This window comes from Corallococcus sp. AB018 (assembly GCF_003986945.1).
Lineage (GTDB): Bacteria > Myxococcota > Myxococcia > Myxococcales > Myxococcaceae > Corallococcus > Corallococcus exiguus.
In genome coordinates, this window is record NZ_RAWR01000197.1 from 1 (window position 1) to 20,342 (window position 20,342).

The window sequence follows — 20,342 nt, forward strand, 5'->3', positions numbered from 1 at the left end:
CCCAAGAGGTGCGCCTCCACCCTCTGCCCCTTGCGCCCTCGCCGCAACACCACGGCGGTGGCGTCCACGTGCGCCAGCGTCATGGGCCGCGCGGTGCCGTCCATCCGCCCCCAGTCATGCACCGCCGAGAGCGCCAGCGTGTAGCGCCCCGGGACAGGCGGCCTGCCGAAGAGGACGTGCTGCACGTCTAGGGCGACTTCAGCCCCCGCCAGGCGCGCGCTCAGCACGTCCGAGGCGAAGGCTTCCGCGTACACCGGCCCCAGCGTCCCTGTCGCGATGACGCCGGCCGGGTGGTAGTCGGGGTTGACGCGGTTGCCGTAGCGCCGCACCAGGTGCCCGGACAAGAGGGAGTAACCCTCCATCATCCCCAGCCACACCGAGTTGGGCGTGTCCCCGCCCACCATGAAGAGGCGCACCACCTGCCCCCAGTCGGACAGCGTGTCCCAGTCCTCTTTCCTCACGAGGCCCGCGCCCTCACCTCCACCCCACAGCCGCAGTCGAACCGGCGCCCCGAGAATGAGGCGGAACGACTCCCCCCTCCCCAAGGCCACCATGGGCTCCACCTGCAAGAAGCCTTCTTCGGTGCCCGCGCCCCTCCGAGGCAGCAACGTCCACGTCGCCGCGTCCATGCGCAGCAGGTTCGTCATCGGAGGTGCCGAGTCGGGCGCCGCGGGTGCAGAAGCCTCCTCCTCGGGCTGAGCCTCTCCCTCTTCATCCTCGTCGGAAGAGTTGTCGGAGAGGGCCTCCTCCAGCCTGCGCACGGTGGCGTCGAAGTCCTCTGGAGTGTTGGCCTCGTGCGCCCCTCCGGCCCCGGGCAACAGCAGCAACAGCGAGACGACTGCCCAACTCCCATGCATGCCCATGGACGCCTCCGTGGCAGGCCCCAGCAGGGGCGCTCAGCACAGAGGTTCCCTGTTCAGTCCGACAGGTCGGCAAACCGGGCAGGGAAGTTGACCACAAGAGTCACAGGCGACCCGGCCCGTTGGGAGTATGGACAGACGTGCCACGCGCCGTCGGGGCGCCAACCGAGGAGCTCAATGCCGAGAGCGAGAACTCGCGCGCCGCTTCTTCTGAATGCCTCGCACACCAGCGATGCGCTCCGCACTGCGGTAGAGCTTCGTGAGCGAGTAATCAAGAATCGACTGCCGCGACTGCAGGTATCGCTGAGCACGCACGAAGGGCAGGTAAACGCGGTCCCCCACAAGCACCTGCGCTTCGGAGAGGTTCTTTCGCGGCACCCAGCATCCCTCAAGAGAGCGGACCATTACCTCACCCAAAAAGGCACCTGCCAGCGGAACGAGCCATCTGACGAGATGCGGCTGCCCGAAGGCGTACTCGTCCGCTTCCGTCCAGAAGTGCAAATCAAGCTGCACCAATGCCTCCGGCACCAAGGACAACTCCGTCATGTTGATTTTTTCGAGCAGGCGATTGGGAAGCTCGCGTCGATAGCGAAGCATCTCGCGCGCCGGACTTTCAACGTCGGGCGACAAAGCAGCCTCGCATGGGCGCCACTCATCCGCCTCCGGAGACTGATACCGATTGAACTCAGCCACCATGCGAGGGCGCTCAACGAGGGGACGACTCTCGACGATTCGGTCGAGCAGGTCACCAACATCCGGTTCGAAGCGGCGCTCCTCCCTGGCCAGCACACGGCTTCGCTCCCGCAGCTTGCTCATGACTTCTTCCAAACGCAGGTCCGGCCGAAGGTGAACCAACGCACGCGCCTGGGCGAGCCGCGCCTCCTCCGAGAGAATGTCCGCAACAGTGGGACGAGTGACGAGCAGAACACCTCCTGGGGGCAATGGCTCCACGAGGTATGCCGGCGTGGATAGGACACGCTCTCGCCCCAGTCTCCTGACCATCTGCGGCCCCAGGATGTTGAGCCAATAGATGTCGTGAACGGTTTCGTAGGTCTCGGCCGAGTAGAAAGCTCCCGCCGACTGGGCCAGGTCCAAATCCGCTCGAGAATGGGCCACTCCATAGTGCGCCGGATACCAAGAAGCCCATGCGCGCACCAAGTCGAGGACGCGCTGGCTTCGCACGCTCACCTGCTGCGGCTCCTCGAAATGGGAGAATGGCTCGACAGTAAGGCCGATATTCCAGGCCTCGAGCCCCGCCACGTGCTCCTTGAGGTTGACCGAAATTCGCACGTGAGGTGAGGAGGAGCGCTCGAAGAAGATATTTGGACGCGGCTCCCACGTCTGAACGACCTGCTCCAGCGCCGTCCAGAAGTTCTCCCTGGAGAAGGGCCACTTGGATTCGAAGCGCTCCACGCCTTCGACAGTGGTGGGACGGAGGTCCCCAATGTTCAGCTCCAGTGCCTCGATAAAGCTCCTCATGCCTATGGAGCCCGAAGCGACTGGGCACCCCGCGCCGACGAAGATGACCGAGAAGTTGTCCGTAACGACCAAGAGGAAATCCCTCCGACAGAATGCGAACTCCACATGGGCACTGGCGTAGCCATTGTCCGGCAGTCCCAACGGCCAAGCATGTCATCGAATCAGGAGCGGCGCCTCTCCGCCTCTCGGTAGAACTGAGTGAGCGAGTAGTCAATCACCGCCTGTTGAGACGTCAGGTAGCGCTGGGCGCGAACGAACGGCAGCCACACTCTGCCTCCGATGCGCACCTGCGACTCCTCAAGCTGCTTTCTCAGAATCCATTCCCCGCCGAGGTTCTTCACCAACACCTGCCCCAAATACACCCCTACCGCAGGCACCATGTGCGCAACAGCCTTCGCCCCTCCGAGCCGTAGCGAGACATGCGACAGCAGAGCAACATCAATCTCCGTGAGCGACGACGGAGTGGCTCGGTAGATTGACTGCACTGAATAGAAGAGGAACTCGTCCAACCCCCTTGTCAGCTCCACATATTGAGAAGGAACTGCGTCCTTCTCTCTTACGTTCGCGGACAAGGCCGCGGTGGCCGGCAGCCACTCCTCCGGATCGGGAGGTCGGTACGCATTGAACTCGGCAGTCTTCCGTGGGCGCTCTGAGAGCGGGACATGCTCTATCTGATGCTTGAGCAGTGGCTCCACGTCCGGATGGAAGCGCGGCTCCACGGGAACCAGCGACGATGTACGCTCTCGCAAGGTGCCCATCACCGCCTCGAATTCGAGGTCGGGCCTGAGATGAACGAGCGCTCGAGCCTGGGCCACACGGGCTTCATCACTGCCAAAGTCCGCAGCAGTCGGGTGCGTCACCAGCAGGACAGAGCCGTTGGGCAACTCCTCAACGCAACTCCCGGGCACCGACAACAGCCGCTCCCGGCCAACAAGCTCAATCTGCTTCTTGCCGAAGACATTAAGCCAATAGACCTCATGAATATTGTCATCCGCGTACTTCGGTCTCAGGACTCCATCTTCGCCGAAACTGATGGGCTCCGCCAACTGATGGTCCATCATGCTGTGCGCCAAGACGCTGGTAGCTTGGTATGCCTCAGCCCAGGCCCGCACCATGTCCACGAATCGACCGCACCGCCCAGCATCGGAGAACCCTGAGAGGGGCTGCAAACTGAGCGAGAGCCGCATTGAGGGTTCCAATGGCGGAAAGTTAAGCGAGAGATTCAACTCCACCGCTGGCGGCTCAGTGCGATAGAAGCCTATTGACGCCCATTTCGAGAAGCGGCTTTCTTCGTATACCTTCCAGAGAGCAGCCCGAGAATACCTTCGCTTGTGCTTGCCTCCGCCCCCGACTACTTGAGGCATCCAATCCCCCGCGTACTGCTCAAGGATGTCGACAAAGGGCCCCAACGAGCGTTCGATCTCCGCGTTACAATCAAAAGACCCCTCAAACGAAAGGCGGAGGCAGTCCTCGTCATCTGACACTCGAATTCCCAGGTCCCTCATCACCAAAGCTCCTTCGACTTCACGATGCCCCACGACGTTACGACTCGGGACTGTTGGACTCCATGAAGGACAAGCGCCGCTTCCTGCCCACGAACACCGGCGATTCACGGTGGGGAAATCCAGACTACGGCCCCTCTGGATGGGCGACCAGAGGGGCGATCACCCAATCAGGGCCGGTACCGCTTCACCTCATGGAAGAACTGCGTAAGCGAGTAGTCCAGCAGCGATTGGCGGGACTGCATGTACCGGCGGGCGCGGAGGAGGGGCAGCCATACACGAATGCCGACGCGCACTTGGGACTCCTCCAGCTTCTACCGTGGTACACCACCCGGATCGCAAAAAATTAAACCAGAAAACAAGACACAACATGACGGCAACCATCACCGAGTCAGGGAAAACTGATGTTTCCTAGCGTGACGGTGCGGCGCCCGTCCGCATCCCAGAGCTTGAGTGTGAAACTCCCTTGAGTGGATTCGGATGCAGACTCAGCCTCTACCACCACGCGCTGGGTCGCCGAGCCGGGGGCCAAGGGGCCGGATTGCCACACTTGGAGGACCTGCAGTTCCTCGTTTGCCTTGCCCCTGAGCGTCGCACCCGCTGCTGTCCACGGTTGGGCGTCCGCGCCCGACTTGAGAATGATCTCTACAGCCACCCTGCGGGCTGCGCGATATGCATTAACAGTGTGACTGGCTGCTGCTCCTCCCGGGGCCTGGGTCACACGCTCGGTCACGTCGCGGAAGTCAACACCTCGCCCGCTGAGGACTTTCGTCGAGATGAGTCCCGTCAGCCCATCAGGAGCACTTCGCTCCGCGCGCAGGCGCTCATTCTCCTCTCTGCACTTCTCAGCTTCGATGCGCGCCTGACGAACTTCCTCCTGGTACGTCTCGACGCTCCTTTTGCGTCGATAGACTTCGACGTGAGCCTCCGACCGTGCGGGGTGCGCAACGAGGACAAACGTCGCGCTCACCGGGGCCGCGCCATCCTGAAAGCGAACCGTCAGCCTGAGCCGCTCTCCCGCCGAGATTTTCTCGGACGGAATCAGTCGCAAGGTAGTGAGCCCAGCGTCCACCATCGCGAAGCGCTCGCGTCCCTCGAGCATCAGCCCCTCTCGGCTCGCCTCCGAATCAAAGAGGAATACCGTCGAGAGCCCCGGGCTCACCGCCACTTCAACTGCTGGCTGAGCATCATCCGAGACCAGCTCGATTCGGCGAACGCTCAGCCCCACGGGGGATGCGGGCGACTGCGCCAGAGCCGCCCCTTCTCCCATGAGGAAGAGGGAGAGCAGCACGGCCGACACGGAATGATGCACGCGACGTTTCTCCTGGACCAAGCCAGCGGCGACACCGCTGGCGACTCACGGGCGTCTACTCAACAGCGACAAGTCATTCAAACTCACTCACTGCCTTGACCCAAACGGCAGAGTACACGCGAGCCTTACCGGTATCCCCTCCGCCGTCCTTAATTTTCAGTCCGCGGTTACGAGAGGTGTCCAGCACTTCCAGGCACACGGGGAAGCTCTCTCCGCGGAATCGCGCTCGAGTCAGTCGGACATAGACGCGGTCGGCAACAATGAGTCGCCCAGACAGCGTGGCCATGTCCGAGCCCAGGATGATCTGTGCAGCACCTTCCCTCACCGTTACGACTTTTTCTTCCCCCCTGACGAAGCTCGCAGCCTCCTCGTCCCCAATTTTCATGCCCAGCATCTTCATGCCGTTAATGGCGCCTACCGGGCACGGCTCGGGCTCAGGCGGCGAGCGCACCTGCGGGCCCGTGCAGCCAAGCGCGCCGCAGAGGGCCATCGTCGCCAGGGCAGTGCGGACGTTCCTCGTAGCCTTCTTGGCAGGCACCGGTGGGGAGGAAGGGGTGTCACTCTGGAGTGTCGTCACGGTGGCAGTCACCTCGGGAAGCGTCGCGGGAGGCGCGACGGCCGCAGGTGTTGCCTCCGGCCCAGTGGGAGCTGCGGCTCGGGCAGCTTGAGGTTTCTTTGTATATGTCGCTACTTCTTGACTGGGGGCGGCGGGGGCTTGGGCCCCCGGCGGCGAAGGCGCCCACTGAAAGAGAAACGCTCCTGCGGCCAGGGCACCGACCAGCAGCCCCACACCCAGCACACGCCCCATCCTGAGTCGCGAGAGGAACGAGCGCTGGCCCACCCCGACGAGGGGGACCGCCAGCGCGGATTCCGCCGCAACCTCGGCGGCGCCCAGCCTATCCTCCAGCGCAGAGCCCAGCAGCTCCGCCTCAACAGGCGACGTGGCGGCAAGCGCCGGTAAGGACTGGGGCAGCAACTCTGCGGGCGGGCCTTCCCCGGGGGCCTCCGGCAGCTCCGGCCCGGGCGCCTTGCCACGGCGCATCTGGCGCAAGGGGACTTTCACCCACCGGGCGAGCTTGTTGCGTGCGAGATGCTTCGCCTCGCCCTCGTTCTCGGTGGTAGCCGAGTGCGGGCCATACGTGTCGCATAAGGGGACGTCCCACGCCTCCCCTTCCGCCCCGGCCGGCACCTCCTCCAGGGCTTCGCAGACTGCCTGCGCACTGGGGCGCGCCGCAGGCTCCTTCTCCAGCAGCCGCATGCACAGCAGGCCCAGCCGCGCCGGGACGAAGCGGTTGGCGAGGTGGGGAGGCACGGGCACCTTGCCCATGACGCCCTCGACGTAGTCCGCGTCCGTCGATGCATCGAAGGGCCACCTCGCCGTGAGGAGGCGATAGAGGACAATGCCCAGGGCCCATATGTCGTCCGAGGGAGCCGACACGTAGCGGGCGCCCGCCTGGCCCAGGTGCTTCCGCATGAAGCGCCAGGCCTCGGGGGGCCGGTACTCCATCGTCCCCGGCGGCAGCATGGACTGGGTGACGCCGGGGGCGCCCGTGTAATCCCCAATCCCGTAGTCCACCAGCACCGCCAGCCCGTCCGCGGCGCGCACCATGACGTTGGCGTCCTTCACGTCCCGGTGCACCACCCCCGCCCCGTGCGAGGCGGCCAGCGCCCTCGCCACGTCGAGCGTCACCTTCGCCACCTGCCGGGCCGAGGGGTTCTCCTCCTTCACCCACACCCCGAGCTTCCGCCCCTCCACGTACTCCATGGCGATGAGGGCGAAGTCGCGCTCCCCGGCCTGCCAGTAGGAAAAGCCGCGAATCCCCACCACGTTGGGGTGCGTCAAGCGCAAGAGGATGGAGACTTCCTTCTCCACCCGCCCCTCCACGCGCTGCCGCTCCACGAGCTTCAGCGCGCACGGCTGCCCGTCGTTTGTCGCGAGGTACACGGTGCCGAAACCACCACGGTCCAGTTGCCTCACCACCGTGTAGCCCTTCACCACGTCCCCGGGGGACAGCACGGCCGGGGGGCCGTCATCCCTCATGGCGACGTCCTCCTGGAGACTCCGTCGGACAGCAGGACTACGGCCACGCGCATGCCACTCCCTCCCCGGCGCCAACCCACGCTACCAGAAGCCCAGGGAAATCGCGTGACTCTTCTCCCACACGTGATTACCGGACATGGGAGGGTGGCACACAGCAATACCCAACAGGTGAAGTCCGCCGGCATTCGAGGTATTGTTTGCATGGAATGCATCTCCCTCCCGACGTCCACGCCGCCGTCCCTCCGAAGGCTTCCCCCCGCCCCTTATCCGCCATCATCGGAGATACCCTGCGCGCGGCCCGCCTTCGCGCAGGCATGAAGCAGGTGGAGGTGGCCGAAGTCGTCGCCATCTCCCGCAACGCATACAGCCGGCTTGAAAGAGGACAAATGCTCCCCAGCGTCGCGACGCTGTACCGGCTATGCGCTGCTCTCGGCGCCACTCCCAACGAGTTGCTGGGCTACCCCACCCTCCTGTCGCCGGACATCGCCGCCACCACCAAGGACGCCCTGCGACGGCGTGTGCACCAGTTGGACACGCGCCAGGCGCTCGCCCTCGTTCAGCTTCTCTCTGGCGTGCGCTGAGGAAGCATCACCGCCATGACACGTAGCAACTCAGGTATACTTACCTGCACCTTATGAATGAAGAACTCGCAACCCAAATCGGCTCCGTCGCCCGCCTCGCTCGGGAGCAGATGAGCCTGACGCAGGTTCAAGTCGCGGAGCGCGTGGGGCTGGCCGCTGCCGTCTACAGTCGCGTGGAGCGCGGGCACATGATGCCCAGCGTCTCGACGCTGTACCGCATGTGCGTCGCGTTGATGGTTTCCCCGGAGGACCTACTGGGCCTCACCGAGTCCACCGACAGCGAGGCTCGGGCTCGGCCGGAGGACGACGCCACCTTGCGCCGGCTGATATTCGTCGCTCGGAAGCTCGACGCAGGGAAGTTGGACGCCCTCGTCCACGTCGCCACCGAGTTGGCCCGCTGAAACAGTTCCCTGGGAAGGGGAAGGCGCCGCCGAACGACTCGCGCGTCCCCTTCTCCAACGCCAGCCCAGCTGTGGTCGACGCGTTGACGTCCTGAGCGGGAGACGGCCGCGGCGCCGACGGGGCGCCCACACCGGCAGGCGAAGGGGCCCGGCTACGCCGCGCCACACTCCCGGAGCGCTTCGTTCACCTCGGCGAGCCATTCCTCCAGGTGCTTCTTCCTCGCCAGAAGGCGCCCCACCTCGTCCAGTCCCGCCTCCGCGTCGACACGGCGCTCCTTCGGAGCTTCGGCCTCCAAGTCCTCGCGCACCTCCAACGTGAGGACGTCGCCCGCGTGAATGGGTACGTCACACCACGTCAGGTGCTCACGGTACTGCCTGCCCACGGAGCCTCCCACATGGAGCGTCAACTCCGGGTGGGCGTTGGACTCGTCGTCGGGGCGGCGCACCCACGTCAGAATGGAGGAGAGGACGCCGAAGTCCGGCACCCCCGCCGTGGCGAGGTGCCGGCCATTTCGAGCCACGCGAAAGCAGAGCATCGACGGCCTACTCCTTCTTCAGGGCAACCAACTCGTGTGCGTCCAGCCCCTCCGGGTAGAGGCCGCCCTCGCCGAACTCCACCTTGTCGCGCATCTGCCCGCCCGCGGACACGACGAGGGCCGCCTCCCTGGCGGCCTCCGCGCGCCCGTAATGCCCCGTGGGCTGCGACAGGGCCACGCCACGCAGGGCATCGCGCATGTCCCCCGCCGTCGCGAAGCGCTCCTCGGGGTCGAGGCGCAGGGCCTTGTGCAGCACGGCTTTGACGTCGTCCGAGAGGGTGGCCACCGCCTTCTCGACGACGTCCGGGCTGAACGTCTCCATGAGGGCCTGCATCTGCTGCAACGGCAGCGTGGGAGGCGTCTCCGCCCGCTGACGGCTCTCCTTCGCCGGCACGGGCGGGACGTCGTGCACCTCGAAAAGGTGGTTGCCCGTCATGACTTCCACCAGCAGCACGCCCAGGCTGAAGACGTCGGAGCGCGGCGTCAGCCCCGCTTTGCGCAAGTACTCCGGGCTGGCGTACGCCACGTCGCCTCTCAGCAGGCTCTCTGGCGACTCCTCACGCCCCACCAGCAATGAGTACGCAGAGCCGAAGTCCAGCACCTTCACCTCCCCATGGCGTCCCAGGGCAATGTGCCGGGGGCTCACGTCGCGGTGGACAATGCCCAGGGGCGCGCCCTTCCCCGACGTCAGCGTGTGCGCGTAGTGCAGCGCGTCCGCCACCTCCGTCCCCACGTACAGGCCAAAGCCCTCCGAGAGGGGTTGCCCCCGCACCACCGCTGCGCACACCAGCGTCTCCAGCGAGGGGCCATCCACGTACTGCATGATGACGTAGGGGACGTCCTCCACCTCGTCGACTTCCACGTGGAAGACTTGGGCGATGTTGGGGTGGTCGAGGCAGAAGGCCAACTCCACCTCCTCCGCGAGCCGCTTGCGAGCCATGTACGAGGCAGGGCTGGCGAGTTGGCGGACCAGACAGGGGCCCGACAGCGTGCCGTCCGCCGCACGCCGCTGGGCCCGCAGCAACCTCTCGCGATTCGGCCGCACCTCCAGCTCGCGCACTGCCTCATAGCGCACGCCCCCTACCTCGAAGAGGAAGTGCGCGTCAGTACGTGTCGGGAGGGTTGGCACGCGGGGCGGCGCCCCTTCCGTTGTCACCTCGTCCGGATGCTTCGTCATGGCTGTGACTCCTCCTCAAGGAAGGGGACGCGGCTTCATGGACACGCCCCTTTGCAGCCGAGCTACCCACTCAACCGCAAATTGGTCAAATTGACTTCACCTGCGAAGTAACATGACCTCTCGCCTCTGGGAAGCCTCTGACTCCTGCGGCTGGACAGGAGCACCTTGATTCCGGACCGCCAACGCACCATCTCCCATCCTGGGTACGAAGGGCCCCAGCCTTACCCCCCGATGAGCCGTGACTCACGAGTGAAACCGTTGACTGGGCCCCGATTCGCTCACTGGCCCCCCGCCCCGTCGGAGGAGAGCGCCTGGCTCTCACGGAGAAGATGAAGGCACGGAACGAAAGCGAGGAGACATTTGCCACGAAGGTGAGCGCGCTGGGCCTTTTGCGCGAGGAGTCTCGCGCGCTTCCGAGAGGGCTCCACGGGCTCATGGACGCGCCGCATGTACCAGAACAAGGGGGGGCGGGGACTTCGACGGCGCCCGCCAGGAAAGGCGGGAAGTGCTCGCCGCGAGAGTCACGCCCCACCACCGTGCCATCGCCCAGGTGCCGCTCAACGAGCTGGCCGACGAGCCGTAACGATGGGCGCAAAGCGCCTCTCCGCAGCGGTGTATGCCGGGAGGAGAAGTCACTCGCGCCCTCGAGCTGTGGCCCGCGCTCAGACGGGCGTCACCTTGTCGAAGGGGCGCACCACCTCTTTGCCGTCGGAGACGCGCGCCACCGTCACCGTCTTCGCCTTCTCGTCGACGGCCTTCACCTTCGCCGAGAAGGTGCCCCGCCCCTGCTTGTAACGCACCTCCTGCCCCGCCGCGTATGAAGCGGAAGCCTCGGGGCTGAGGCTGGGGGTGGTGGCCGTCGCGGTGCGCCCCGCCGCACGCACGCGCCCGCGCCCGCGCCCGCGGAGCTTCTGGGGCGCAGGCCCAGCCCGCGTGGGGTTCGACGCAGCCTGCGGCTTCACCCACTTCCGCACCGGCACCGAGGGCGTGCGCTTCGGCGCGGCAGGAGGCACGGGGGCGCGCTTCGGCACGGACGCCGCAGGAGTCCGGCCAGGCGCAATGCCCAGGTACTGAGCAATTTGCTCCAACAGCTCCAACTGCCGGCCCAGTGTCTTGCCCACTTCCTCCGCAACCGCAGCCTGAATGGTACTCCGCATGTCGTTCTGCATGTGCTCTCGCTCTCTTTCCTCGCGGGCTGGCTGGCCCGCCTATTCTTCAACACGACAACAGTCAGCCTCTTGCACTCACGCTACACCAAGGAGTCCGCGTCTTCGGACGCCTGTCTCAGAATGAAGCCTTCACTTCGCGCCAACGCACGCGCTGCGCTTCCCACGTCCCCGCGTGAGCAATGGCCCGCAGGCCTCGCTCGCTGAGGGGCTCCTCACCATCCACGGCCTCGAGGAACAACACCTCCTCCTGTATGTCCGGCGCCAGCAGCTGCAAGTCCAGCAGGTGCGTCACACGCGCCCGGGTGAAGCCCAACTGGCAGGCGACGTCCGCTGCGCTCGCCACTACCCCTCGCACAATGATTGCTTCCACATGGTGCGCCAGGGCCAGCATTCGCGCGACGTGCGCTGGTCGGCGAACCACCTCTCGCGGCGAGGGGCGCACCCCCTCTCGGAAGCCCACCTTCGCCCGACGCACGCGGTGGAACTGCGCGCTGATGAGGCCAACCTCCGTCGGCCGAGACTCGGGGCTCGCGCTCACGCCGCCACCTCCTTGCGCCCGGGCATCGCGGGTTCACCGGCATGGGCAAGGTGCACATCCACGCGATCCGTTTCCTCGTCCACCACGACTCGGCCGACGAGGGCCCGCAGCAGGCGCCCCCGGTTGGTCGCCGTCAGGGCGTCCCACACCGCGTCGAAGTCCGCCAGGGTCTGGACCACCCACGCCGCCTCCACCTTCTCCCTCTCCATGGCGTCCAGCGCGTGCTCCACCTCCGCCAGCCGCTTCTGTATGCCGGTGACCTCCTCTTCCGCGGCCATTAGCTTCTCCTCGACGATGCGCCGGGATGGGCCCTCCAGCTTCGAGAGGGAGTCCACCCACTTCGCGGACTCCCCGGCGCGCTTGGCCAAGTCCTTCGGGAGCTGCGCGCGCTCTGCGCGCAGGGCCTTGTGCTTCTCCTCCAGCCGCGCCGTGAGGCGGGCGTGTACCTGTGCCGCGAAGCCCCCACTTACCGAGACCTCCCGCAGCCGGGCGACGACGAAGTCCTCCAGGGCGGCTGCCGGAAGGGGAGAGGCCTGGCACTCCTCCTTCCCCTTTTTGTCCCGGGTGACGCAGCGGTAGTAGCGGTACTCGCGCGTGCCCTTGCGAGTGGAGCCGGGCGTCATTGCTTCGCCGCATAGGCCACACCGCAAGAGTCCCCGCAGCACGTAGTCGGGGTTGCGCCCGTGGGACTGGAGGCCGGGGCCTCGGCCCTCCAGCATGTCCTGCACCCGCTGGAAGGTGCTCCTGTCCACAATGGCCGGGTGCTCGCCTGGGTGCGTCTCGTCCCCGTAGGGAACGAAGCCCGCGTACAGGGGGCTCCTCAAGAGGCGCAGCACATCCTGCGTCGTCCACTTCCGTGCCGCGCGCGTAGTACCGCTCTGGGCCTCGTACCGCTTCGTCCTACGCCCCGTCTCGTTGAGGAGGCGCGCCACCGCCGAGGCCTGCTGGTGCTGGAGGTACAGCTCGAATGCCTCCCGTACCACCACCGCCTCATACTCATTCACCACGAGGCGCTTGTCCTTCACCTCGTAGCCCAGCGGTGCGCGCCCTCCCGTCCACTTTCCCTTGCGCCTTGCGGCGGCCACCTTGTCCCGCGTGCGCTCGGAAATCATCTCGCGCTCGAACTCGGCGAAGCTCATCAGCATGTTCAACGTCAGCCGCCCCATCGCGTCCGCCGTGCTGAAGTTCTGCGTCACCGAGACGAAGGAGGCCCCCGCCGCGTTGAAGCGCTCCATGACTTTCGCGAAGTCGAGGAGGCTGCGGGAGAGGCGGTCCACCTTGTACACCACCACCACGTCCACCCGGCCCGCGTCCACGTCCTGCAGCAACCGCTGGAAGGCGGGCCGCTCCATGTTCGCGCCGGTGAAGCCGCCGTCGTCGTAGCTCTCATCCACCAACACCCAGCCGGGCTGGCGTTGCACGTACGAAACACAGGACTCGCGCTGGGCGTCCAGCGAGTTGAATTCCATCTCCAGGCCCGCCGCCGTGGACTTGCGCGTGTAGACGGCGCAGCGCTTCGCGTCCGAGGGCGGCGACTTGCTCTTCCTCATGGCCCCTCCGAGCCCTCTGTCGTTATCGGGTGCACCGGCTCTGCGCTCGAGGCCTCCTTCTCCTTGGCGAACTGCTCCGCCACGGCCACCAGCCGCTCCAGGTTGTCGTTGAGGCGCGTCAACTGGCGGACGAGCTGCGGCATCGTCCCCTCGTAGAAGCGCTGCCCCATGTGCGTCTGGAAGAAAGCCGGGCCGGTCATCGCGTCACCGCCTTCGAGCCGTCGGCCTTGAGCCCGAAGAAGGAGAAGCCATTCCAGGCCGTACCCGTAATCAGCTTGGCCACGCTGGAGAGGCTCCGGTGAAGCTGGCCGCCGTATTCGATTCCGTCCTCGCGCACCGTCACCCGGTGCTGCGCGCCCTTGAACACGCGCGTCAGCACCGTGCCCGGCGGCGGCAGGCGCGCGTCGCGCCCGTCCGCAGTGGCTGCGCGCCCCTCCGCAGGGACTGGAGGAGGCGGCGTGGTGGGCTTCGTTTCCTCCACCTGCCGCATCCGCCAGCGCTCGGGCAGCTTGTCGCCCAACTCCGAGATGCGTGCCACGGCGCGCGTGGAGAGCCCCCCTTCGGCCAGCTCCTGAATCCGGAAGGCCAGGCGCTTCTTCAGGTAGTCCCGGTTGCGGCTGCGCGTGGGCTCGCCGTACACCTCCAGGTACTTCTCCGCCAAGTCCGGCACCGACATGCTGGCCAGCGCGGCCAACTGCTGTGGCACGTCCGCCAATTGCTTGCGCGCGGCGCGCGCAGTCTCCTTCTTCGCCACGGCGTCTCCTTTGCCCAGGGCAGCACGCCCTCGGGCGAAGGCCATGGACGCTCTGTCCCCAAAAGAAGACAAGTCGAGAGTCCGCGGCTCAGCCATGCGCGCCCTCCTCCGCGCTCCAAGCCGGCGGCTGTTGTTGCGGCTGTGTATGCCGGCGCAACCACAACTCCCAGAGGGCCTCGGACAGCACGTCGACTGCATCCTCGCGGCGTTGCCGCACGGGGAGTGGCCGCTCATCCACCGCGACGTCATGCTCAACCTGCTTAGACATTCTCCGGTTCATCACCATGACCAAAGCCACCTGCAAGCATTTGGGGACACGCCGCACGTCTCCACACCCCACGGCTGCCTGCCGTGACGCACTCACCACAGAGGCCAGCTATCCGCTGGCATCCTCCGCGGTGTAGTCACTGTTGCGTGCGCGCCAGTCGTGGGAGTGGGGGAAGTCCTCCGCCGAGACGAGGCGTGTGCGAGACAAATCCAGCACCACAGCGCGGCGGCGGTTCATCCGCCCGTCGAAGCAAATGCGCTCGTTCAGGGCGACGACGTAGCCGCCCTCGCGGAGATTCTCGTGCAGCAGGCGCCGCAGCGCCTTCGTGTCCACCACCTCGCCCTCGTAGCCGATGCGCTTGCAGTGGGCGCGGAAGGCGTCGTAGGCGCTCTCCAGGTGCAGGCAGAAGCGCTCGCCCTCGAAGACATAATGCACGCGGTGCCGCAGCTCCCCCTGAATGGCCATGACGCCCAGCATCTCCAGGAAGGCGTCGAGGGCGTTCTTCACTCCGACTTCCGTTTCGAGGATGTCCGCCAACACCGCGTCGACTGCTTCGCGGGCTCCCAAGTCTTCGGGCAGCACGTGGCCGCACGCCTGGGCGTACTCCTCGAAGAGGTGCAGCCCCAGCAGCATGGCCACCACGTTGTCGACGACGCGCGGAGGCACTTCCCGACCCTTCAGGAAGACGTCCGCCACGGCCCGGGCCACCTGGAAATCCGCGTCGAAGTCTCGTCCCAGGCAGAATTGAATGTAGCGAGGCGCGAAGAGGGCCAGGTTGACGGACTTCAGCTTGCGGAAGGCGGCCCGGCAGTCGCGTCGCTTCAGCGTCGCCTTCTCTGGGTTGACGGTGAGAAGGCGCTCGAGGAGAGCGGCCTCCGTGGGACGCGTCTCGCCCGCTACGCACAGCGGCGCGTGCAGGCGGTAGCTCACCACCGACAAGTCCGAGCGGCCCCGCTCCTCCGTCTCCCCGCGATAGAGGCGCCGCATGTAGCGGTGCAACATCTGCAGTCGGTGGAGCGGCATGTCGTAGGGTTTGTACTCGTCCGCCACCACCGGCACGGAGCGCGTGGCGGACAGCAGCTTCACCAACGCAAACTCCGTCTCCGTCACGCTGTAGGCGTCGGAGGACGGCACGCCGAAGAGGGGCCAGAAGACATCGGTGCACATGCTCGACTTGCCGCTGCCCTGCGTCCCGTGAATGAAGAGGAGCGGGAAGGAGCCCACCTTCTCCATGAGGCGCGGCTTCATGGGCGTGGCGAAGAACCACCCCAACATGGGCAGCACCACCTGCGGCGTGTTGAGCTGCGGCAGGTACTCGAAGACGGTGCGCGCCACCTTCGCGAAGGTGTCGTCGTCCGTGGCCTCGTACCGGATGCGCGATTCGAGCGAGGTGCCGTTCGGCAGGTACGCCACCGGGGAGGCCGAGAGGAAGCCCTCCGTCCCGATGGTGCACCCAGGCGCCACCCAGACGTGGTGCTCACCCCGCTTGAAGTCTCCCAGCGTGGTGGTGCCCGGAAGGCGAGGCACGGGCCGGCGCGCCACCGCGCGCAGCAGGCCCTGCACATTGTTGTCGCTGCCCGTCCACTGCGTGTGGACGGAGGGCAGGTGGTGCAGCAACTCCTTGCGCGAGTTGAAGGCCCGTCGCGGCAAGCGCGCCCCGTCCAGGGTGGTGCCCTTGTCGGTGCGGACGTCCCCGAGGAACACCTCTCCCTCCTCGGTTTCCACGAGGGCCCGCGGCGTGAAGGTGAATGAGGAAATCGCCTTCGCTTCTCCCCGCTGCGTCACCGTGTAGTAGCAGTACGCGTCCTCGTACACCTCGCCGTCGATGGTGTCGTCGCCGCTGTTTCCCTTCCCGCCTCCCTTGGAGTCCGCGCCCTCCGCGCCCTCTCCCGCTGGGGAAGTGCGCACGGCGCGGGCCATGGACAGCCGAAGCTTCTGCGTCGCCAGGCCAGTGCGCACCTCCAGAAGGCCCAGGTACTTCTCCTGCGTGGACGGCGGACGGTGGGCGATGGCCTCCAGGATGGGCTTGAGTCGGTACTCCACGTCCTGGGCCGGCACCGTGGCCAGGCGCTCCACAGCCGTCTCGATGTCGAAGACGACGTCGTAGAGCTCGCAGCGCACGTCGGGCTCGCGGTTGACGCGGCAGAAGCCCATGCCCTGGAGGGAGTGGCAGGGCGGCGCCACGGCGCCATCCTCGCGGGCGGTCGCCATCACCTTCTCGTAGGCCTTGCGGATGTAGCCGACGCCATCCCGGCCCTTCAACTTCCCGAGGCCACGCCGGTCGTACTCCAAGACGAGCTCGGTGATTTCATCGAGGCCCAACTGCTTGTGCGCGAAGAAGCGCACCATGTTGAAGATGGCGACGCTCCGGTCCTCCGCGCCCTCCTGCCACAGGCGCTGCACCGGGCCGCACATCTCCACCGGGTGAGCCCAATCGTACTCCCCCGTCTCTGTCCGGCGGGCCTTCACCGTCCCCAGCGGTGCCGAGGCGGAGGGTGCCAACGGCAGCGCCACCTGGGCCGGACGCGCCAGGTTCTCCACCGGCGGTTGCATCGGCGCTTTCAGCAGGCGCTCCAAGAGCTGCGGATCCTCGACGCGCTCGAAGCCCGCGAGCGCCCGAGCTGCTCGGTGAGGCCGCTCCGCATTCCCCACCCCTTTCCGGCTGACGGTGCCCACCACCTTGATGATGCGAGCCACGTCGTGGATGGAGTCCACGTGCACGCGCTCCGACTGGAAGCGGGCGCGTACCTCAGCCTCGAAGGCCTTCAGGCCCGCCTGCGTGCGCTCGTGGCTTTCGCCAGCGAGGGACTGCGGAGGCAGGGCGAACCACAGCTGCGCCCCGTTGCCGCTCATCACCAGCCGTGGGCGCACGAGTCCCTGCGCTTCGCACCACGCCGCGGCGGCTTCCGCCACCTGGAGCGTCAGCGAGAGCTCATCCTCGGTGCTGGCCGTGTCCTTGGGACGCACGGGGTCCAGGTCCACCACCGTGGCCGTCACCACCTCAATGTCCTTGCTGCCCGCCCCAGTCCGCAACGGGCGGAGGACGTTGGGGGCCAGTTCGAGCAGGCGCCGGGGGCGCGGCTGAATGCCCACGTATACGTTGCCGGCGGCATTGGCCTCGACGCAGGCCGCGACGAAGGCCTCCTCGTCGTCGAAGAAGCCCAGACCGACGATGCCACCGCCACCCGGGCGGATGACGCGGACTTCACTCACGCCGTGCGGCGCGTGCGTCAGCCACCGCCAGGTGGCGCGGATGGCCTCGGGGTTGGGAGTGATTGGAGTGGTGTCAGAAGGTGTCGTCATCGAAGGTGCTCACTCCCTGCAGCGGCTCAGTGTGCGTGGCCCGCGCCGGCCACCCCCAGCACCGTGGCGTACTGCTGGCGGCGCTCCGCGTGGTGGCGCCGGAGCAGTGGCACCTTCGCGTCGACGAAGTCGATGAGGACGGCGCTCTTCTTCTCTTCGTGCGGACGCATCAGGCGTCCGAGGCGCTGGACGGTTCGTCCGCGCGCGCGGCCGGGGTACGCCAGGAAGACGCGCGAGAGGCGCGGCAAGTCCAGCCCCTCATCCGCCAGGCTGGTGGCCACCAGCACACGGACTCGCCCGGCGCGGGCCTGGTCCAGGAGGGCTTTACGCGCCTCGCGCGGCACCTCGCTCGTCAACGCGGCGGCCGACAGGCCCGTGGCCGAAAGCCGCTGCGCCAGCAGTTCGCAGTGGTCCACCCGGCCGGTGAGGACGAGACACAAGTGGCCTGCCCGGGCTTCGCGGGCCACGGCGCCGAGGACGAGGTCGTTGCGAGCCTTGTCCTCCGCCAGCGCCTCCAGCATGGGCGCGTAGTCCGCAGCGCCGCAGTATGGGTAGTCGAAAGCCGTCTCCACAGCGCGCACTTCGGGCACTACCAGCACGCCCCTCGCGACGAGGTCCTCGTGCTTCACCACGGCCAGAGGCGCGCCCAGGTAGAAGCGCAGGAGGGGCGTCAGCCCGTCCTCCCGTTCGGGCGTCGCCGTCAGCCCCAGCCGGTAGCGCGCCGGGCAGCGATCCACGATTCGATGGAAGGCGCTGGCGGCGATGTGGTGGGCCTCGTCGAGGACAAGCAGGCCGAAGCCATGGAGGAAGGCGTCGAGCCTCGCGTCCTCCCATCGGGAGAGGGACTGGACGACAGCCACGGTGACGGCCTTCACCTCCTCTTCCCCGGCGCCCACGAGGCCTGCCTCCAGGCCCAGGCGCTCGCGCGCGTGCTCGCGCCACTGTTCTGCCAAGTCCAAGGTGTGGACGAGGATGAGCGTCGGCGTGCGGAGCCGTGCGATGGCCCCCACAGCCAGGACGCTCTTCCCAGCCCCGCATGGCAGCACCGCTGTCCCCTGGGTGGCCTTCGCCAGCCGCTCCACGGCCTCGGCCTGGTAGTCGCGCAAGGACACCGCCGGCAGCTTCGCCAGGCGCTTGGGTGGCAGCACTCGTGCGTCCTCGAAGGACAGCGTCAGGCCGGCCTCGTCCGCAGCCCTTCGCAGCAGGTGAATGGCCCCGCGCGGCAACACCAGCTCGCGCCCCTCCTGGCGGAAGAAGTACAGCGTCTGGGGCTCCGCTCCCGGGCGTTTGCGCAGCCGCACCAGCTTCCAATACGCGGGGTTGGGCAGGGAGAGCACGCGGCAGAGGCCCTCGAGCACCTTGGGCGGCACGTCGCCCGCTGCGAGCCGCAGCCCGGCGTCCACGCGCACGCGCAGCGTCCGCCTGGCCGTGGCCGCGCACGCGTTTCGCGAAGGCGCAGACGGCGCGGCCCCCACCCTGGAGTCCTGGGTGCGAGAGATAACACGTCCCCCGTCCCCGCGCATTTCGGAGAAGTCTTCCACCATTCTTGTCGTCCTCAGAGAGGCGCGTCGGGGGCTCGCAACGGGCCCCCTTCGCGCAGGGCTACGGCAACCGACTTCAGCGGGGCACGCTCACGGACCGAAGGGATCCACGTCCGCGACACTCTCCGTGGAGTATTCGGCCACGAGGGAGTCGACGAAGGCGCGCGCAAGCTCGCCCTTCGACGCCGGAATGTCCCGGATGCGCTGCACACCGAACTTCTGGAGGAACCTGTCTACCGCCTCCCGCGGCAGCGCCTTCAGCGCAGTGGCCATGGCCTGCGCGAGTTTCACGTCGACAGGATCGCCCGCCCTCGCATTGGAGGAAGTCCCTGGCGACGTGCCGCTCGTCGCCGCTGCTGCCTCGGCCATGTACAGCTTCGGCAAGTCATGCAGGCGCAGCGCCTGAAAGGCCTGCTGCTCCTCCGTGGGAAGCTGGCACTCCGGGAGGATGGAGTACGTCGTCTTCGGGTCGTTGGCGGCACCGTGACGCTTCACCTCGAAGGCCCACTTCTCCAGCCCGTACTTCGTCCGCACCTGGAGCAGGTTGGTGAAGAAGGTGGAGGCCTGCTCCATCACCTTCACCTCTCGCGTCCCGTAGACGGCAACATTGAGGGCCACGCGCAGCGAGGGTTTGTGGCCCTGGGCCTTCAGCTTCTCGTCGAACGGTACGAACTTGTTGTCGAGGTAAACCACCTCGCGCGGGTGCGGCTCTCCGAGGAAGACGACGACGGCGGTGTCCCCGTCGTTCACCAGTTTCAGCCAGACGCCGCCCTGCTGCTCATGCTGCTTGGCCATCGCGGCCGTCTGCTCCCACATGTTGCTGGCCATGGTGCTTCACTCCTCCTTCTTGGAGCGCGTGGTGGGGGCGGGACGCTCGCGCCGGTACACCGAGAACAGCTCGGTGCCATCCTCCGTGCAGCCCGCCGCCTCGATGTTGAAGTCCGCGTCGGTGTCCACCACGTGCTGAATCTCCCAGCGGCGGAAGAGGCCCGGCAGACGGACGTAGTCGTTGGCCTGCGCGTCGGCGCAATCGCAGCAGAGGGACTCGCTGCGACCTTCTGCTTCCGGCCCCGAATTGCCCCGGCCCACTACCCTGAGACGGTGTCCGTCGATACGAGCGAAAAATCGCACGCATGTCTCATCGCGCTCGAAGCTGTTTCGTATGGCTGTCTTCATTGAGTCCTCCCAGGTTGTTGGCAATACAGGGGCGTTGCTGTCCGCAGCGCAGGACAGGGAGTGTCAAAGCAGGAATGGGTTGGGGCGCGAGGAGGCCCCTTCATTCCTCCAAAGTCAGGTGGCATGCGGCGGGGACACGCGATTCACCCCTCCC

Annotated in this window: 19 protein-coding genes and 1 pseudogene; 3 read left to right on the forward strand and 17 right to left on the reverse strand. The window is 66.8% G+C overall.

Going from position 1 to position 20,342, the window contains the following annotated elements; genetic code table 11:
* The 6 genes and pseudogenes from D7Y11_RS32660 to D7Y11_RS32680 form a co-directional block, all read right to left on the reverse strand.
* Positions 1 to 863: pseudogene (locus tag D7Y11_RS32660) on the reverse strand (hypothetical protein); the annotation flags it as partial.
* A 171-nt stretch (positions 864 to 1,034) separates the two neighbouring features.
* Positions 1,035 to 2,411 (reverse strand): hypothetical protein, encoded by a 1,377-nt coding sequence (locus D7Y11_RS32665; protein WP_126935634.1) that lies wholly within the window; start codon positions 2,409 to 2,411, stop codon positions 1,035 to 1,037.
* Positions 2,412 to 2,500: 89 nt separating this feature from the next.
* Positions 2,501 to 3,400, reverse strand: coding sequence for a hypothetical protein (locus D7Y11_RS32670; RefSeq protein WP_306770479.1), 900 nt, complete (start codon positions 3,398 to 3,400; stop codon positions 2,501 to 2,503).
* A gap of 611 nt (positions 3,401 to 4,011) precedes the next feature.
* The gene (locus tag D7Y11_RS45030) at positions 4,012 to 4,137 is read right to left on the reverse strand and encodes a hypothetical protein (protein ID WP_255431158.1); all 126 of its coding nucleotides are present in this window, start codon (positions 4,135 to 4,137) and stop codon (positions 4,012 to 4,014) included.
* Between the two features lie 95 nt (positions 4,138 to 4,232).
* On the reverse strand, positions 4,233 to 5,153 hold the full coding sequence (locus D7Y11_RS32675; RefSeq protein ID WP_126935636.1) for a DUF2381 family protein: 921 nt from the start codon (positions 5,151 to 5,153) through the stop codon (positions 4,233 to 4,235).
* Positions 5,154 to 5,226: 73 nt separating this feature from the next.
* Complete coding sequence (locus D7Y11_RS32680) at positions 5,227 to 7,194, reverse strand: serine/threonine-protein kinase (protein WP_126935637.1); 1,968 nt, start codon at positions 7,192 to 7,194, stop codon at positions 5,227 to 5,229.
* A 206-nt stretch (positions 7,195 to 7,400) separates the two neighbouring features.
* On the opposite strand from D7Y11_RS32680, the gene D7Y11_RS32685 reads away from it, so the two are divergent.
* Positions 7,401 to 7,775, forward strand: coding sequence for a helix-turn-helix transcriptional regulator (locus tag D7Y11_RS32685; RefSeq protein WP_126935638.1), 375 nt, complete (start codon positions 7,401 to 7,403; stop codon positions 7,773 to 7,775).
* A gap of 53 nt (positions 7,776 to 7,828) precedes the next feature.
* Complete coding sequence (locus D7Y11_RS32690; RefSeq protein ID WP_126935639.1) at positions 7,829 to 8,176, forward strand: helix-turn-helix domain-containing protein; 348 nt, start codon at positions 7,829 to 7,831, stop codon at positions 8,174 to 8,176.
* A gap of 152 nt (positions 8,177 to 8,328) precedes the next feature.
* Here the strand turns inward: D7Y11_RS32690 and D7Y11_RS32695 are convergent, their stop codons facing one another.
* Positions 8,329 to 8,712 (reverse strand): hypothetical protein, encoded by a 384-nt coding sequence (locus D7Y11_RS32695; RefSeq protein ID WP_126935640.1) that lies wholly within the window; start codon positions 8,710 to 8,712, stop codon positions 8,329 to 8,331.
* 7 nt (positions 8,713 to 8,719) lie between these two features.
* Positions 8,720 to 9,889: a serine/threonine-protein kinase gene (locus D7Y11_RS32700; RefSeq protein ID WP_126935641.1), complete on the reverse strand. Its 1,170-nt coding sequence runs from the start codon at positions 9,887 to 9,889 to the stop codon at positions 8,720 to 8,722.
* 358 nt (positions 9,890 to 10,247) lie between these two features.
* Between D7Y11_RS32700 and D7Y11_RS32705 the strand changes: the two genes are divergently transcribed.
* Positions 10,248 to 10,472, forward strand: a complete 225-nt coding sequence (locus D7Y11_RS32705) for a DUF2379 family protein (RefSeq protein ID WP_233607452.1) — start codon at positions 10,248 to 10,250, stop codon at positions 10,470 to 10,472.
* A gap of 79 nt (positions 10,473 to 10,551) precedes the next feature.
* Here the strand turns inward: D7Y11_RS32705 and D7Y11_RS32710 are convergent, their stop codons facing one another.
* The 9 genes from D7Y11_RS32710 to D7Y11_RS32755 form a co-directional block, all read right to left on the reverse strand.
* Positions 10,552 to 11,058 carry a PspA gene (locus tag D7Y11_RS32710; RefSeq protein WP_126935642.1) on the reverse strand — a complete coding sequence of 169 codons (507 nt, stop codon included), beginning with the start codon at positions 11,056 to 11,058 and terminating at the stop codon, positions 10,552 to 10,554.
* A gap of 115 nt (positions 11,059 to 11,173) precedes the next feature.
* A complete protein-coding gene (locus D7Y11_RS44555; RefSeq protein ID WP_233595952.1) occupies positions 11,174 to 11,401 on the reverse strand; it encodes a hypothetical protein in 228 nt (75 codons plus the stop codon).
* Positions 11,402 to 11,592: 191 nt separating this feature from the next.
* On the reverse strand, positions 11,593 to 13,146 hold the full coding sequence (locus tag D7Y11_RS32720) for a recombinase family protein (protein WP_126935644.1): 1,554 nt from the start codon (positions 13,144 to 13,146) through the stop codon (positions 11,593 to 11,595).
* Positions 13,143 to 13,346, reverse strand: a complete 204-nt coding sequence (locus D7Y11_RS32725) for a hypothetical protein (protein WP_126935645.1) — start codon at positions 13,344 to 13,346, stop codon at positions 13,143 to 13,145. Before D7Y11_RS32725 ends, D7Y11_RS32720 begins: the two co-directional genes overlap by 4 nt.
* Positions 13,343 to 13,900: a DUF2924 domain-containing protein gene (locus D7Y11_RS32730; protein ID WP_126935646.1), complete on the reverse strand. Its 558-nt coding sequence runs from the start codon at positions 13,898 to 13,900 to the stop codon at positions 13,343 to 13,345. Before D7Y11_RS32730 ends, D7Y11_RS32725 begins: the two co-directional genes overlap by 4 nt.
* 376 nt (positions 13,901 to 14,276) lie before the next feature.
* Positions 14,277 to 17,471, reverse strand: a complete 3,195-nt coding sequence (locus tag D7Y11_RS32740) for a hypothetical protein (RefSeq protein WP_126935648.1) — start codon at positions 17,469 to 17,471, stop codon at positions 14,277 to 14,279.
* 26 nt (positions 17,472 to 17,497) lie between these two features.
* On the reverse strand, positions 17,498 to 19,015 hold the full coding sequence (locus D7Y11_RS32745) for a DEAD/DEAH box helicase (protein ID WP_126935649.1): 1,518 nt from the start codon (positions 19,013 to 19,015) through the stop codon (positions 17,498 to 17,500).
* Positions 19,016 to 19,102: 87 nt separating this feature from the next.
* Positions 19,103 to 19,840: a hypothetical protein gene (locus tag D7Y11_RS32750; RefSeq protein ID WP_126935650.1), complete on the reverse strand. Its 738-nt coding sequence runs from the start codon at positions 19,838 to 19,840 to the stop codon at positions 19,103 to 19,105.
* A gap of 6 nt (positions 19,841 to 19,846) precedes the next feature.
* Positions 19,847 to 20,143 (reverse strand): hypothetical protein, encoded by a 297-nt coding sequence (locus tag D7Y11_RS32755; RefSeq protein WP_233607451.1) that lies wholly within the window; start codon positions 20,141 to 20,143, stop codon positions 19,847 to 19,849.
* Positions 20,144 to 20,342: the final 199 nt, after the last annotated feature.

Coding starts and splice junctions, on each gene's coding strand:
- D7Y11_RS32670 (WP_306770479.1), bottom strand. CDS start 3,400: ATGATGGACCATCAGTTGGCGGAGCCCATCAGTTTCGGCGAAGATGGA.
- D7Y11_RS32680 (WP_126935637.1), bottom strand. CDS start 7,194: ATGAGGGATGACGGCCCCCCGGCCGTGCTGTCCCCCGGGGACGTGGTG.
- D7Y11_RS32685 (WP_126935638.1), top strand. CDS start 7,401: ATGCATCTCCCTCCCGACGTCCACGCCGCCGTCCCTCCGAAGGCTTCC.
- D7Y11_RS32690 (WP_126935639.1), top strand. CDS start 7,829: ATGAATGAAGAACTCGCAACCCAAATCGGCTCCGTCGCCCGCCTCGCT.
- D7Y11_RS32695 (WP_126935640.1), bottom strand. CDS start 8,712: ATGCTCTGCTTTCGCGTGGCTCGAAATGGCCGGCACCTCGCCACGGCG.
- D7Y11_RS32700 (WP_126935641.1), bottom strand. CDS start 9,889: ATGACGAAGCATCCGGACGAGGTGACAACGGAAGGGGCGCCGCCCCGC.
- D7Y11_RS32710 (WP_126935642.1), bottom strand. CDS start 11,058: ATGCAGAACGACATGCGGAGTACCATTCAGGCTGCGGTTGCGGAGGAA.
- D7Y11_RS32720 (WP_126935644.1), bottom strand. CDS start 13,146: ATGAGGAAGAGCAAGTCGCCGCCCTCGGACGCGAAGCGCTGCGCCGTC.
- D7Y11_RS32725 (WP_126935645.1), bottom strand. CDS start 13,346: ATGACCGGCCCGGCTTTCTTCCAGACGCACATGGGGCAGCGCTTCTAC.
- D7Y11_RS32740 (WP_126935648.1), bottom strand. CDS start 17,471: ATGACGACACCTTCTGACACCACTCCAATCACTCCCAACCCCGAGGCC.
- D7Y11_RS32745 (WP_126935649.1), bottom strand. CDS start 19,015: ATGGTGGAAGACTTCTCCGAAATGCGCGGGGACGGGGGACGTGTTATC.
- D7Y11_RS32750 (WP_126935650.1), bottom strand. CDS start 19,840: ATGGCCAGCAACATGTGGGAGCAGACGGCCGCGATGGCCAAGCAGCAT.